13 protein-coding genes are annotated in these 14,554 nt (G+C 64.4%); 11 read left to right on the plus strand and 2 right to left on the minus strand.

The features are described 5' to 3' along the window. Positions 1-127 precede the first annotated feature (127 nt). A complete protein-coding gene (cytX, locus tag IAE40_RS09255) occupies positions 128-1,411 on the plus strand; it encodes a putative hydroxymethylpyrimidine transporter CytX (RefSeq protein WP_197891962.1) in 1,284 nt (427 codons plus the stop codon). On the opposite strand, the gene IAE40_RS09260 is transcribed toward cytX, so the two are convergent. After that, on the minus strand, positions 1,380-2,126 hold the full coding sequence (locus IAE40_RS09260) for an RsiV family protein (RefSeq protein ID WP_153774219.1): 747 nt from the start codon (positions 2,124-2,126) through the stop codon (positions 1,380-1,382). The genes cytX and IAE40_RS09260 overlap by 32 nt on opposite strands. Positions 2,127-2,298: 172 nt before the next feature. On the opposite strand from IAE40_RS09260, the gene IAE40_RS09265 reads away from it, so the two are divergent. The 9 genes from IAE40_RS09265 (at position 2,299) to IAE40_RS09305 (ending at position 11,605) form a co-directional block, all read left to right on the plus strand. Beyond that, positions 2,299-2,916 carry an NUDIX domain-containing protein gene (locus IAE40_RS09265; protein WP_054893161.1) on the plus strand — a complete coding sequence of 206 codons (618 nt, stop codon included), beginning with the start codon at positions 2,299-2,301 and terminating at the stop codon, positions 2,914-2,916. Continuing rightward, positions 2,907-3,359, plus strand: coding sequence for a DUF1249 domain-containing protein (locus IAE40_RS09270; protein WP_054893162.1), 453 nt, complete (start codon positions 2,907-2,909; stop codon positions 3,357-3,359). The genes IAE40_RS09265 and IAE40_RS09270 overlap by 10 nt, the downstream gene beginning before the upstream one ends. Before the next feature lie 84 nt (positions 3,360-3,443). After that, positions 3,444-4,253: a 3',5'-cyclic-AMP phosphodiesterase gene (gene cpdA, locus IAE40_RS09275; protein ID WP_232233510.1), complete on the plus strand. Its 810-nt coding sequence runs from the start codon at positions 3,444-3,446 to the stop codon at positions 4,251-4,253. A 155-nt stretch (positions 4,254-4,408) separates the two neighbouring features. Then, entirely contained in the window at positions 4,409-5,017 is a 609-nt protein-coding gene (locus IAE40_RS09280) for a YqiA/YcfP family alpha/beta fold hydrolase (protein ID WP_153774218.1), read from the plus strand. 35 nt (positions 5,018-5,052) lie between these two features. After that, complete coding sequence (gene parE, locus IAE40_RS09285) at positions 5,053-6,957, plus strand: DNA topoisomerase IV subunit B (RefSeq protein WP_054893165.1); 1,905 nt, start codon at positions 5,053-5,055, stop codon at positions 6,955-6,957. Beyond that, positions 6,954-7,940 carry an esterase-like activity of phytase family protein gene (locus IAE40_RS09290; protein WP_200603076.1) on the plus strand — a complete coding sequence of 329 codons (987 nt, stop codon included), beginning with the start codon at positions 6,954-6,956 and terminating at the stop codon, positions 7,938-7,940. Before parE ends, IAE40_RS09290 begins: the two co-directional genes overlap by 4 nt. After that, a complete protein-coding gene (locus IAE40_RS09295; protein WP_197891958.1) occupies positions 7,937-8,455 on the plus strand; it encodes a retropepsin-like aspartic protease family protein in 519 nt (172 codons plus the stop codon). Before IAE40_RS09290 ends, IAE40_RS09295 begins: the two co-directional genes overlap by 4 nt. A 10-nt stretch (positions 8,456-8,465) precedes the next feature. Continuing rightward, the gene (gene parC / locus IAE40_RS09300; RefSeq protein ID WP_065863794.1) at positions 8,466-10,721 is read left to right on the plus strand and encodes a DNA topoisomerase IV subunit A; all 2,256 of its coding nucleotides are present in this window, start codon (positions 8,466-8,468) and stop codon (positions 10,719-10,721) included. A 173-nt stretch (positions 10,722-10,894) separates the two neighbouring features. Further along, positions 10,895-11,605, plus strand: a complete 711-nt coding sequence (locus IAE40_RS09305) for a PqiC family protein (protein WP_065863793.1) — start codon at positions 10,895-10,897, stop codon at positions 11,603-11,605. Positions 11,606-11,710: 105 nt separating this feature from the next. Here IAE40_RS09305 and IAE40_RS09310 read toward each other — a convergent pair whose 3' ends face one another. Next, positions 11,711-13,183 carry a histidine kinase gene (locus IAE40_RS09310; protein WP_200603077.1) on the minus strand — a complete coding sequence of 491 codons (1,473 nt, stop codon included), beginning with the start codon at positions 13,181-13,183 and terminating at the stop codon, positions 11,711-11,713. A gap of 135 nt (positions 13,184-13,318) precedes the next feature. On the opposite strand from IAE40_RS09310, the gene serB reads away from it, so the two are divergent. Beyond that, positions 13,319-14,533 (plus strand): phosphoserine phosphatase SerB, encoded by a 1,215-nt coding sequence (gene serB, locus IAE40_RS09315; RefSeq protein WP_054893171.1) that lies wholly within the window; start codon positions 13,319-13,321, stop codon positions 14,531-14,533. Positions 14,534-14,554 lie beyond the last annotated feature (21 nt).

A 14,554-nucleotide genomic window follows, 5' to 3' on the forward strand; every position in this document is an offset into this window, starting at 1 on the left:
CCCCCCCCCCCCCCCCCCCCCCCCCCCCCCCCCCCCCCCCCCCCCCCCCCCGGGGGGGGGGGGGGCCCCCCCCGCGAAAGTGCCGGAGGCTTCACCACACATCCCAACCCCTTTGGCGCCCCTTCCAATGACCACCCCCAGCCATTTCTCCCCCGATCACCCTGTCCCCTCCAGCCAGCGCCTGTTCGGCGCCCGCGACCTGTTCTCGTTGTGGTTCTCCCTCGGCATCGGCCTGATGGTCCTGCAGGTCGGTGCCTTGCTCGCACCGGGCCTGGGCCTGGCGGGCTCGGTGCTGGCGATCGTGCTCGGTACGGCGGTCGGGGTGCTGTTGCTGGCGGCAGTGGGGGTGACCGGCAGCGATACCGGCCTCTCTGCGATGGCCGGTCTTCGCCTGTCGCTGGGGCGCCATGGCGCGCGTCTGCCGGCGCTGCTCAACCTGCTGCAACTGGTCGGCTGGGGATCTTTCGAGATCATTGTCATGCGTGACGCCGCCAGCCTGCTGGGCGCACGCACCTTCGGCGAAGGCAGTGCCTGGAACAGCCCGCTGCTCTGGACCCTGTGCTTCGGCGCGCTGGCAACCCTGCTGGCCGTCAGCGGCCCGTTGGCCTTCGTGCGCAAGGTGTTGCGCAAGTGGGGGATCTGGCTGCTGCTCGGCGCCTGCCTGTGGCTGACATGGAATCTGTTCGCCAAGGCCGATCTTGCCGACCTCTGGCGGCGCCCGGGCGATGGCTCGCTGTCGCTGGCGGTGGGGTTAGATATCGTCATCGCCATGCCGCTATCGTGGCTGCCACTGATCGCCGACTACTCGCGCTTCGGCAAGCGTGCCAGCCGAGTCTTCGGCGGCACCGCGCTGGGCTTTTTCATCGGCAACGCCTGGCTGATGAGCCTGGGCGTGGCCTACACCCTGGCGTTCGCTCCGAGCGGTGAGGTGAATGCCTTGCTGCTGGCGCTGGCTGGTGCAGGGCTGGGTATCCCGTTGTTGCTGATCCTGCTGGACGAGTCGGAAAACGCCTTTGCCGACATCCATTCGGCGGCAGTGTCCACGGGGCTGCTGGTGAAGCTGAAGGTCGAGCACCTGGCGCTGGCGATCGGTCTGCTGTGCACCCTGATTGCACTGTTGGCACCGCTGGCCCAGTACCAGAACTTCCTGCTGTTGATCGGTTCGGTGTTCGCGCCGCTGTTCGGTGTGGTGCTGGTGGATCACTTCGTGATCCGCCGTCGCCGCCTGCCGCAGCAGGTGCCGGGGCTGCATTGGCCGGCGCTGCTGGCCTGGCTGGCGGGGGTGGTGGTCTACCACCTGCTGGCGAACGAGGCGCCGGAGCTTGGGGCGACCCTGCCAGCCTTGCTGCTGGCAGGTGGCCTATATGGGGTACTGGGTGCTATCCGCGGCCGGGAAACAGTTCGGGCTTGATGACGCCGTTCAGGCGCGGATAAGGGATCTTCAGTTCGACGTGGCCCATGGAATAGGGCGCGATCGCGTAGACCTCATACTTCACCACCACCGCGCCGTACGTCAGGGCGATGTGCGGCGAACGCTTGAATGGCCAGGTCTTCACGAACTCGGCGTCCTTGTCCATGCCGGTGCTGATCAGCCAGGCGCGGTGCGACTCCTCGACGGTCTTCCAGAACGTCTCTTCCTGGCCAGGCACCAGCATGTCCTGGAGCGTGAGCACCTTGTCCTGCTTGCGTGAATAGTTGATGAAGGCCCGCCCCGGCATGCCGTGGGCACCGCCGCTGTCCAGGTAACTGGACAGCTCGACGATCACCAGTCCGTCATGCTGCTCGCGTACCTTGGCCTGCAGGTAGCTGCTGTTGCGCGCTTGTGCGCTGGCCAGGTATTGCTGCTCATACTGCTGCAATGTGGTGGGTGTGGTACCGCGCTGGTTGTCTTCGGTCAGTTGCAGCAAGCGACGCTCGACGATGGCATCGAGCTTGGGCAGCGCCGGGAAGTGCACGGTGTCGATGTTCACCAGCGGGCAATCACGCTCGCTGCAACCGGGTTTGACGTGTTCCCAGGCGTCGCGCTTGACCTCGAGCGGTGCGCGATAGTTGGGCGTGAACAGGCTCTGGCAGGCGCCGAGGGTCAACGCCAGCAGGGCGACGGCAGTCAGTTTGACGAACGTCATGGTGATCCTTGCAGAACATGGATGATCGGCCTTGGACCGTCGGCAGGGCCTTCGGTTCGCCACTAAGCTAACAGAGTGAGGACAGCCTGTCCCGGTCGCCGGAAAGGGATGAAAGGTGGCGGCACGCAGAGTAGGATGGCGCGACGCAGTCGTTGATGTAATGAGGAATTCCATGTCAGACACCTTGAATTCGGTGCCCAAGGCGGTCGAGATCGTCGAACGGGCCAATTGCTTCCAGGGCTTCTACAAGCTCGACAAGGTGCGCCTGCGCCACGAGTTGTTCGCCGGTGGCATGGGGCGCGAGATCAGCCGTGAGCTGTTCGTGCGCCACGATGCCGTCTGCGTGCTGCCCTACGATCCGCTGCGTGACGAAGTGGTGCTGATCGAACAGTTTCGCGTCGGTGCGCTGGACAAGACCGACAACCCCTGGCTGATCGAGCTGGTCGCCGGGCTGATCGACAAGGATGAGCAACCTGAGGAGGTCGCCCACCGTGAAGCCGAAGAAGAGGCAGGCCTGAGCTTCTCCGCACTGTGGCCGATGACCCGATACTTCCCGTCGCCTGGCGGCAGTGACGAGTATGTCCATCTGTTCCTCGGGCGATGCAGCAGCGAGGGTGCCGGTGGCCTGCATGGGCTGGAAGAAGAGGGCGAGGATATCCGCGTGCGCGTCTGGTCGTTCGAGGATGCCTTGCAGGCGGTTCGCGACGGGCGCATCGCCAACGCGGCAAGCATCATCGCCTTGCAGTGGCTGGCGCTGAACCGTGACGAAGTCCGGGGGATGTGGAAGTGAACCTGCTGCGCGAACGCTACCGGGTCGACCTCGTCGGCCTGCAGGCTGCCTGCGAGGCCAATTACGCACGGCTGATGCGCCTGCTGCCGGACATGCGCACCACGCAAAGCTCGCGACGCATCGGCATGACCCAGGGCGACCAGATGCTTGGCGTGCTGGTGCTCGACGTGGTGCTGGCCTGCCCCTACACCACCACGCTGCGGATATGCCAGGAGCACAGCCTGCCGTGGCTGCCGGTGCCGCAACTCGAGGTACAGGTCTATCACGATGCGCGCATGGCCGAAGTGGTGAGTGCCGAGCACGCTCGGCGCCTGCGCAGCATCTATCCGTACCCCAACGCGGCCATGCACCAACCCGATGAGAAGGCCCAGCTCAACCTGTTCCTCGGTGAATGGCTGAGCCATTGCCTGGCCTGCGGCCACGAGTACGAAACCGTGCGTTGAAATGTGACGTCGGTTGGTTTCGAGTATTTGCTCCAACGCTTTCTACGGCCATAATCGTGCCGAATCCGATCAAGGAGACGGCCTTTGTCGCATTCACCAATTCCTTCCGTACAGGCTCCGGTGCATGTGGTGCAGCTCACCGACGCCCACCTGTTCGCTGATCCGGCTGGCACCCTGCTAGGCCTCAACACCCGTGACAGTCTGCGCCACGTGGTGAGCCAGGTGCGTCGCGAGCAACCACGCATCGACCTGTTGCTGTGCACCGGGGACCTGTCCCAGGACGCCAGCGTGGCGTCCTACGCTGCGTTCCGAGAGCTGACGGATGGTTTTGCCGTGCCGACCCGTTGGTTGCCGGGCAACCATGACGAGGCCAGGGTCATGGCGCGTGTGGCGCCAGATCTGGTCCATGCCGTTACCGACATTGGCGCCTGGCGCGTGGTGATGCTCAACTCGGCGGTGCTGGGTGCTACCCATGGGCTTCTTGAACAAGACCAGCTCTCGACCCTCGATAACGCGCTGGCATCGGTGGGGGAGCGCCACTGCCTGGTGTGCTGCCACCACCAGCCGGTGGATATCGGCTGCGCCTGGATTGCACCGATCGGCTTGCGCAATGCCGATGAGCTGCTGCAGCGTCTGCGGGCATATCCACAGGTGAAGGCGTTGCTGTGGGGTCACATCCATCAGGAGTGGGACGAGGTCCGCGACGGTATTCGCTTGCTGGCCACGCCCTCGACCTGCATCCAGTTCGCCGCGCGCAGCGAGGACTTCAAGGTCAGTGAAGAGCAGCCAGGGTATCGCTGGCTACGGTTGCATGCCGACGGACGGCTGGAGACCGGCGTCGAGCGGGCGAGGGATTTCGTGGTGACCCTGGATTTCAACAGCCCGGGTTACTGACAGGTTTACCGCTCCTGCGAAGGTCGCGCCTGTCGTTGGATTTGAAGATTGTGTTGCGAAAATCCCACCCTTGCGCCAAAACCCGGCGAACGCGCTACACTGCGCGTCCCTGTGCCCGCATCGTCGGGCGCGAAGCCACAGATTCCGGGGGCAGCATGTCGGGTTCCATCCTCTATATCCATGGCTTCAACAGCTCGCCGCTGTCCACCAAGGCGCGCCAGCTCGCGGCGGTGATGCAACAGCTCGGTTTGAGCGCGCAGCTGCGCGTCCCCGAACTGCACCATCATCCGCGCCAGGCGATGGCTCAGCTCGAAGCGTGCATCGCCGAACTCGGCACGCCGCTGCTGGTCGGCAGCTCCCTCGGCGGCTACTATGCCACGCACCTGGCTGAGCGCCATGGCCTCAAGGCCCTGCTGGTCAATCCGGCAGTGACCCCGCACAAGCATTTCGACGGCTATCTCGGTACTCAGCGAAACCACTACAGCGGTGAAACCTGGGAGCTGACCCACGATCACGTGCAGGCCCTGGCCGAACTGGAAGTGCCACCCCCCGAGGATGCCTCACGCTATCAAGTGTGGTTGCAGACCGCCGATGAAACGCTGGACTATCGCCATGCCGAGCGTTATTACCGTGCCTGTGCCCTGCGTATCGAGGCCGGCGGCGACCACAGCTTCCAAGGCTTCGCCCAGCGTCTGCCGGCCTTGCTGGCCTTCGCCGGCATTGCCAGGGCGCAGTATGACGCGCTTGATTTTTCTGTATTTTGACCTTTTTGCATTCACCAGACTGACGACGAGAACCCATGGCCAATCCCAGCGCTAGCGCCTATAACGCAGACGCCATCGAAGTCCTCTCCGGCCTTGACCCGGTCCGCAAGCGGCCGGGCATGTATACCGACACCAGCCGGCCCAACCACCTGGCCCAGGAAGTCATCGACAACAGCGTCGACGAAGCCCTCGCCGGTCATGCCCGGTCGATCCAGGTCGTGCTGCACGCCGACCACTCGCTGGAAGTCAGCGACGATGGTCGCGGCATGCCGGTGGATATCCACCCTGAAGAAGGCGTATCGGGCGTCGAGCTGATCCTTACCAAGCTGCACGCCGGTGGCAAGTTCTCCAACAAGAACTACCAGTTCTCCGGCGGCCTCCACGGCGTGGGCATTTCGGTGGTCAACGCCCTGTCGACCCAGGTCCGCGTGCGGGTCAAGCGTGACGGCAACGAGTACCAGATGACCTTCGCCGATGGCTTCAAGGCCACCGAGCTTGAGGTGATCGGCACGGTCGGCAAGCGCAACACCGGCACCAGTGTCTACTTCGCGCCCGATCCCAAGTATTTCGATTCGGCCAAGTTCTCCATCAGCCGCCTCAAGCACGTGCTCAAGGCCAAGGCCGTGCTGTGCCCGGGGCTGTCGATCAGCTTCGAGGACAAGGGCACTGGCGAGAAGGTCGAGTGGCACTACGAGGATGGTCTGCGCTCGTACCTGGTCGACTCGGTCAGTGAATTCCAGCGCCTGCCCGACGAGCCGTTCTGCGGCAGCCTGGCCGGTAATAAAGAAGCTGTGGACTGGGCGCTGCTGTGGCTGCCCGAGGGTGGCGACAGCGTCCAGGAAAGCTACGTCAACCTGATCCCTACCGCCCAGGGGGGCACCCACGTCAACGGCCTGCGCCAAGGCCTGCTCGATGCCATGCGCGAGTTCTGCGAGTTCCGCAACCTGCTGCCGCGTGGCGTCAAGCTGGCGCCCGAGGACGTGTGGGAGCGCATCACCTTCGTGCTCTCGATGAAGATGCAGGAGCCGCAGTTCTCCGGCCAGACCAAGGAGCGCCTGTCGTCTCGCGAGGCCGCGGCGTTCGTTTCCGGTGTGGTCAAGGATGCCTTCAGCCTGTGGCTCAACGCCCACCCGGAGCTGGGCATGCAACTGGCTGAGCTGGCGATCAGCAATGCCGGCCGACGCCTCAAGGCGAGCAAGAAGGTCGAGCGCAAGCGCATCACCCAAGGGCCGGCATTGCCCGGCAAACTGGCCGACTGCGCCGGACAGGATCCGATGCGCGCCGAACTGTTCCTGGTCGAGGGCGACTCTGCAGGTGGTTCGGCCAAGCAGGCGCGTGACAAGGAGTTCCAGGCGATCCTGCCCCTGCGCGGCAAGATCCTCAACACCTGGGAAGTCGATGGCGGCGAAGTGCTCGCCAGCCAGGAGGTGCACAACATCGCCGTGGCAATCGGCGTCGATCCGGGTGCCACCGACCTGTCGCAACTGCGCTACGGCAAGATCTGCATCCTCGCCGACGCCGACTCCGACGGCTTGCACATCGCCACGCTGCTGTGCGCGTTGTTCGTCCAGCATTTCCGCCCGCTGGTCGAGGCCGGACACGTCTATGTTGCCATGCCGCCGCTGTACCGTATCGACCTGGGCAAGGAGATCTACTACGCCCTCGACGAGGCCGAGCGAGACGGCATTCTCGACCGTCTGGTCGCCGAGAAGAAGCGCGGCAAGCCCCAGGTCACCCGATTCAAGGGGCTGGGCGAAATGAACCCGCCACAATTGCGCGAAACGACCATGGACCCGAACACCCGGCGCCTGGTGCAGCTCACCCTGGATGACCTCGCCGGTACCACCGAGATCATGGACATGCTGCTCGCCAAGAAGCGTGCGGGCGATCGCAAGAACTGGCTGGAGACCAAAGGCAACCTGGCCGAGGTCCTGGTTTGATTCGTCTGCTTGTCGCAGCCTTGCTCGCGCTGGCCAGCCTGACGAGTTTCGCCAGCGACTGGCCGGAGCTCAAGCTCACCGCCGAGCACCCGATCGAGGGCATGCGCGGCGGTAACCTGTCGGGCCTGGCCCAGTGCCGTGGCGCCCTGTGGGGCGTCTCGGACCGCGACGACGATCGAATCTACCGGCTTGAACAGCAGGATGGCGTGTGGCGTGCCGAGGCCCTGGTGTTCACCCCGCCGCCGGTACCGGAGAGCGGGCTGCCCTGGGGGCTGAAGTCGCGGAACTGGGCAGTGTCGTTCATCCGTGGCGGCGAGCTGGATTTCGAAGGCATCACCTGTGACAGCGCGGGCAACTTCTATGTGGTCAGCGAGGCGCATGCGGCGGTGCTGCAATTGCCGGTCGAGGGCGAGCCGAACTGGCTGAGGATCGATCCGGCCATGGTTCGCCAGGCCCGTGCCAGCGGCATGCTGTTGCACTTCAATGCCTTGTTCGAGGGCCTGGCCATCAATCCGGCCGGTGACCGCCTGTGGTTGGCTGCCGAGCGCGAGCGTCGTGGGCTGATCGCCGTGCAGCGTCAGCAAGCGGTATGGACCTGCGGACGCAGCTGTGTGCTGCTCAGCGAGGCAGGGGTGGAGATGCAACCGTCACAGATGCCAGGCTCGCGGGCGCTGTCGCGGGATTTCGCGGACCTTGCACTGTTCGACGGCAAACTGTTCACCCTGGAACGCAATGCCTTCCGCATTTGCCGGCGTGACGCCGACACCGGTGCGGTCGAGCGCTGCTGGTCGTTCGCCGCCGATGCCTTGGTCGACACACGTCGCTACGACCAGCCGTTCGGCTTGGCCGAAGCCCTGGTGATCGACAAGGACGGTGCCTGGATCGGCCTGGACAACAACAACGGCACCCGTGCCGATGGTGAAAACCGCCCTATCGTCTGGCGCTTTGCCGCGCCAGCGGGCGGCTGGAGCGCCAAGCCTTGAGCCAGCCAGCGGGCAAGCGGGCGGGGCGGGTCCTGATGGTCCTCGCCTGGGCGGCAGCGATGTTTCTCGCCACGCGCTTTTTCGGGCAGTGGGAGGATCGCCAGCAGAACCCCAACAGTGTCGTGCAGTCCGAACGCGGCGAAGACTTTATCGAGGTGCGGCTGCTGAGCAATGGCCAGGGCCACTTCGTCGCCGATGGCGCGATCAACGGCAAGGTCGTGCACTTCATGCTCGATACCGGTGCCACCGATGTGGCGATCCCCGAGGGACTGGCTCGTGATCTGGCGCTGCAGCGCGGCGCGCCGGTGATGCTCAGTACCGCCAATGGCCGCACCGAGGGCTATCGCACGCGGCTCGACAGCCTGCAACTGGGCGATATCCGCCTGCGCGATGTCCGTGCCCTGGTGGTGCCGGGGCTGGACGGACAGACGGTGCTGCTCGGCATGAGCGCTTTGAAACAACTTGAATTTACTCAGCGCGGCGGCACCATGCTGCTGCGCCAGAACCTGAAATGACGAGGCTCGCATGAGCGACTTACTGGACAGTCTCGAAGGCGTCGAACGCCGTTCCCTGGCCGACTTCACCGAACAGGCCTACCTCAACTATTCCATGTACGTGATCATGGACCGCGCCTTGCCGCACGTCGGCGACGGCCTCAAGCCGGTGCAGCGGCGCATCGTCTATGCCATGAGTGAGTTGGGGCTGGATGCCGACTCCAAGCACAAGAAGTCGGCGCGTACCGTCGGCGACGTGCTCGGCAAGTTCCACCCCCACGGCGACTCGGCGTGCTATGAAGCCATGGTGCTGATGGCGCAGCCGTTCAGCTACCGCTACACGCTGGTCGACGGTCAGGGCAACTGGGGTGCGCCGGACGATCCGAAATCGTTCGCCGCCATGCGTTACACCGAGGCGCGGCTGTCGCGCTACTCGGAAGTGCTGCTCAGCGAGCTGGGCCAGGGCACCGTCGACTGGGTGCCGAACTTCGACGGCACCCTGCAGGAGCCGCAGGTATTGCCGGCACGTTTGCCGAACATCCTGCTCAATGGCACCACCGGCATCGCCGTGGGCATGGCCACCGACGTGCCGCCGCACAACCTGCGCGAAGTCGCCAGCGCCTGCGTGCGCCTGCTCGACGAGCCCAAGGCGACCATCGAGCAACTGTGCGAGCACATCCAGGGCCCTGACTACCCAACCGAAGCGGAGATCGTCACGCCACGGTCCGAGATCCAGAAGATCTACGAAACCGGCAAGGGCTCGATTCGCATGCGCGCGGTGTACCGAGTCGAAGACGGCGACATCGTTGTCACCGCGCTGCCGCATCAGGTTTCCGGCGCCAAGGTGCTGGAGCAGATCGCCGCGCAGATGCAGAACAAGAAGCTGCCGATGGTCGCCGACCTGCGTGACGAGTCGGACCACGAGAACCCGTGCCGCATCGTCATCATCCCGCGCTCCAATCGTGTGGATGCCGACGAGCTGATGCAGCACCTGTTCGCCACCACCGATCTTGAAAACAGCTACCGGGTCAACGTCAACATCATCGGCCTCGATGGCCGTCCTCAGTTGAAGAACCTGCGCGCGCTGTTGCAGGAGTGGCTGCAGTTCCGCATCGGCACCGTGCGCCGGCGCCTGCAGTTCCGCCTCGACAAGGTCGAGAAGCGCCTGCACCTGCTGGACGGCTTGCTCACCGCCTTCCTCAACCTGGATGAAGTGATTCACATCATCCGCACCGAGGATCATCCCAAACAGGCGCTGATCGAGCGTTTCGAGCTGACCGAGATCCAGGCCGACTACATCCTCGAGACCCGCCTGCGTCAGCTGGCGCGCCTGGAAGAGATGAAGATCCGTGGCGAGCAGGACGAGTTGCTCAAGGAGCAGGCCAAGCTGCAGGCCTTGCTGGGCAGCGAGACGAAGCTGCGCAAGCTGGTACGCAGCGAACTGATCAAGGACGCCGAAACCTATGGCGACGATCGCCGCTCGCCAATCGTCGAGCGCGCCGAGGCCAAGGCTCTGTCGGAAAACGAGCTGATGCCGACCGAGCCGGTCACCGTGGTGCTGTCGGAAAAAGGCTGGGTACGTTGTGCCAAGGGCCATGACATCGATGCCACGGGCCTTTCGTACAAGGCTGGCGATGGTTTCAAGGCTGCAGCGGCGGGGCGTTCGAACCAGTTTGCGGTGCTTATCGACTCGACCGGGCGCAGCTATTCGCTGGCAGCCCACAGCTTGCCATCGGCCCGTGGGCAGGGCGAGCCGCTGACCGGGCGTCTGACGCCGCCGCCGGGCGCCACCTTCGAGTGCGTGCTGTTGCCGGACGATGATGCGTTGTATGTGGTGGCGTCCGATGCCGGCTACGGTTTCGTGGTCAAGGGCGAGGACCTGCAGGCCAAGAACAAGGCGGGCAAAGGGCTGCTGAGCCTGCCCAATGGCGCCAAGGTGATGACGCCACGGCCGGTCGCCGACCGCGAGCAGGACTGGTTGGCAGCGGTCACCACCGAAGGCCGTCTGCTGGTGTTCAAGGTTGCCGACCTGCCACAACTGGGCAAGGGCAAGGGCAACAAGATCATTGGCGTACCGGGTGATCGTGTGGCCAGTCGTGAAGAATTCGTCACCGATCTGGCGGTGATTGCCGAGGGATCGACGCTTGTATTGCAGGCTGGCAAGCGTACCCTGTCACTGAAGCCGGATGACCTTGAACATTACAAAGGCGAACGCGGGCGTCGTGGTAGCAAATTGCCACGTGGATTCCAGCGCGTCGACGGCATGGTCGTGGAGCGCCCGGAGTAAACCGGTTGTTCGTCTGGAACGGCGTTTTCAGCGTCGTTCCGGGCGGAAATGCTGGAGTCCGGCGACTATTTCGCGGATGATACACCCCTTGCGGGGCCGGCGTGGCCGTGTGCCCGCGGGAATCCACACGAGTATCACTGCGGTTGCCGGGCGGCGGCCGCTTGGATGGGATGATGAAATTTCTGCGCCTTCCATTTGCGCTGCTGATGACGGGTCTGCTGGGGCTGAGCGGGTGCAGCATGCACCAGCCGGTGGCCCTCTACCAACTCGACAGCGGCGACCCCGGCCAGCCTTCGCAGGCCGCCGGCATGGCGGTCGTGCTCGGTCCGGTATCGGTAGCCGACTACCTGCAACGTGAAACCTTTCTGCAACGTCAGCCCGATGGCAGCCTGACCGCGGCGACCGACGGTCGCTGGGCCGGCAGCCTTTCGTCGGATATCGACCAGTTGCTGGTGCGCCAGCTCGCCTGGCGCCTGGACAGCCAGCGCGTCGTGCTTGCACCTGCCAGCACCGGCTTCACGCCGGATGTGCAGGTGCTGCTGTCGATCACCCGCCTGGACTCGGGCGCCAACCAGCCGGCGATTCTCGATGCCCAGTGGCGCGTACTGGATCGTCGTGGTCATGTGCGCGACAACCGTATCGTCCACCTCGAGCAACAGCATGAGGGCAGCGAGGCCTCGCAGGTCCAGGCCCAGGGGCAGTTGCTGCAGAAGCTGGTCGAGCAGCTGAGCGTTGCCGTCAAGCCGCTGGCGAATCAGCCAGCGGTCGCTGAAGAGGCGCCGAAAAAGCCAGCGGCTCCGGTCCAGGTCAAGAAGGAACCGGAGAAGTCGAGGATTCCGATGGCTTCTCCGATCCGCACCGATATGGAAGTCTATCGGTTCTGATCTGATTCGACAGACATGAAAAAGCCCGCAGCGATGCGGGCTTTTTTATGGGGGCCGGATGGCTGGTCCTTCACGACACAAGGTCGCTTCACAGCATCAAGACATTCAGGTCCGACGCTCATGCATCCGCGCCAACTGGCGCTCGAGCATCGACGGGTAGGGCTCCATCAGTCGCTCGACACAGCAGGCGCCTTCAGGGCTGGCGATCGGCCGAATGCGCGCGCGCTGGCGGATCAGGGCGTCGTCGCTGACCTGGCGCTCGACCAGCAGCAGGTTGCGGCTGTGTTGCGACAGCGCCAGGGCATCCTGGGCCTTCTCGGTCATCAGCAGGTCGACCTGATCCATGCCCAGCAGGTCCTCACCCAGCGCCAGGCCCAGTTGCAACTGCAGGGTGATGCCGCTGTCGGCGACCTCGATCTGCAGGGCGTGGCCCAGGGCGCGCAGCAATTCGCCACAGCAGATGGCATTGGTGAGGTAGTCCTCGCCGCTGTCACGGCTGTGGAACAGCAACAGCGTGCTGCCGTCGTCTAGGGTGTGCACTTCACCCTCGTACAGCGAGGCGGCCTGGTCGAGGCAGTCGCGGTAGCGCTCCAGTAGCTCGGTCAGGCGCGTGCGCGGCAGACGGCGCAGTTGCTCCTGGGAGCCGAGTTGCACGGCGAGCACGGCGCTGGTGTTCGGTTCGTCAGACTCCGGGGTGGCCAGTGCCTTGGGGCTGTGCACGGTGTCGTCGATCAGGTCGGCAAAGGCGTCGTCGTCTGCGTCGTCGTCCTGGGCGGCCACCCTGGCCGCTACAGGCTTGGGTGCGGCCTTGCGTGGCGGCGCCTCCACATGCAGGTCGGCAAAATCATCTTCGTCGTCTTCCTGTTCTTCCGGCTCCGGCGGTGGCGGCGGGGCCAGGCGGGCATGAAGCTGGCGAGCGAGATCGCCGATTTCGTCCTGGCGCTCGATGGCCGGGGTATAGGGGTGCGGGTCACGCAACCAGACACGCAGTTGCAGCAGCGGCGTTGAGATGAAGCGGCCCAGGCGCAGGCTGAGGGTGAGCGCCAGCGCCAGCAGGATGGCCGCGAGAATGCCCATGCTCTGCAGGCTGATCAGCATCGGTTGCTGGAACTGGCTCATGTCCAGGCTGATGCGCAGTTGCCCGGCGGTCACGTCCTGGAAGGTGATCTTGGTCTGGTAGACCCCTTCGGCCTCGCCCAGCAGGCTGTTTTTTGGCCGTTGCCCGGCCTCGGCGAGGATTCGGTTGTCGACGCTGTAGATCGCCGCGTGGGCCACCAGCGGGTTCTTCACCAGATTGCCCAGCAGCACGTTGAGGCTGAGGATGTCGTTGGACACCAGCAGCTCGGTAGCCGAGGTCGCGGTCTGCACGGTCAGGCTCTGGCCGACGGCATCGGCCTGCTCGTGCATGGCCTGCTTGAACTGCAGGCCCATCACGCAGGCATAGATCACCAAGGCCAGCGCCACCAGGAAAATGTTGTGGCTGGCGATGCGCAATGCCAGGGGAATACGACGCTGGCGCAGGGCTCGGAAGATCATCAGAAAGAAATTGTCGGTTTTGACAGGCGTGGGCCGGTTCACAGAGCGCGGCTCTTTATGGCGGAAAAGATGCTGGGCAGTATAGCGACCCGCGTTTTGTCGGCAAAGTATCGATGGCGCCCGATGGTCATGGAAAGTGGGTAGAATGCGCATTTTTCATCGAGTTGGAGCCCGGTCTTGCGCGAAATCGTCCTGATCAACATCACTGGTGAAGACCGTCCGGGTCTCACTGCGGCCATCACCGGCGTCCTGCTCCAGGGCGGTGTGAACATCCTCGACATCGGTCTTGCGGTCATGCATGGCACGTTGTCGTTCGGCATTCTGGTCGATATTCCCGACAATGAAGTCGCCACCGGCCTGCTGCAAGGGGTGCAGTCCAAGGCCCATGAGCTGAACCTGCAGGCGCGGTACACGCCGATCTCCGAGGCAGACTACCAGCAATGGGTGGACGGCCATGGCGACAATCGCCACATCGTCACGCTGCTCAGCCGCAAGGTCACGCCCGAACAGTTGCAACGGGTGAGTGCAGTCATCAGCCAGTATGGCCTGACCATCGAGCGGATCGAGCGCCTCTCGGCACGTGTGGCGCTCGACGCCAGCACCGACAAGAGTCGCGCCTGCCTGGAAATCTCCGTGCGCGGTGAGCCGACCGACGCCCAGTCCCTGCGCGCCGATTTCTTCGCATTGTCGGCCGAGCAGGGTATCGACATCGCCTTCCAGCAGGATGACCTGTTCCGTCGCAATCGCCGCCTGGCGGTGTTCGACATGGATTCGACGCTGATCGAAGCCGAGGTGATCGACGAGTTGGCCAAGGCTGCAGGTGTCGGCGAACAGGTTTCGGCGATCACCGAGCGCGCCATGCGTGGCGAGCTGGATTTCCGTGCCAGCTTCAAGGAGCGCATGGCATTGCTCAAAGGCCTGGACGTCGGCGTGCTGGACGAAATCGGCGCTTCGCTGCGCCTGACCGAGGGTGCCGAACACCTGTTCGCCGAACTCAAGCGCCTGGGCTACAAGACTGCAATCCTCTCCGGCGGTTTTTCCTACTTCGCCAAGCAGGTGCAGGCACGCCTTGGCATCGACTACGTGTTCGCCAATGAGCTGGAAGTGGTGGATGGCAAGGTGACGGGCGTGGCGATCGAGCCGATCGTCGATGCCCAGCGCAAGGCTGACCTGCTGCAGGAGCTGGCGCACAAGGAAGGATTGCAACTGGAGCAGACCATCGCCGTGGGCGACGGTGCCAACGACCTGCCGATGCTGTCGCTGGCCGGCCTGGGCGTGGCCTTCCGCGCCAAGCCGCTGGTGCGTCAGTCTGCCAAACAGGCGATTTCCACGCTGGGGCTGGATGGCGTGCTGTATTTGCTGGGCTGGCGTGACCGCGACGGGCGCGTGTGAACCGTTGAAACAGCGGGGCTG

This window comes from Pseudomonas sp. S44 (genome assembly GCF_016624805.1).
Classification (GTDB): domain Bacteria; phylum Pseudomonadota; class Gammaproteobacteria; order Pseudomonadales; family Pseudomonadaceae; genus Aquipseudomonas; species Aquipseudomonas machongensis.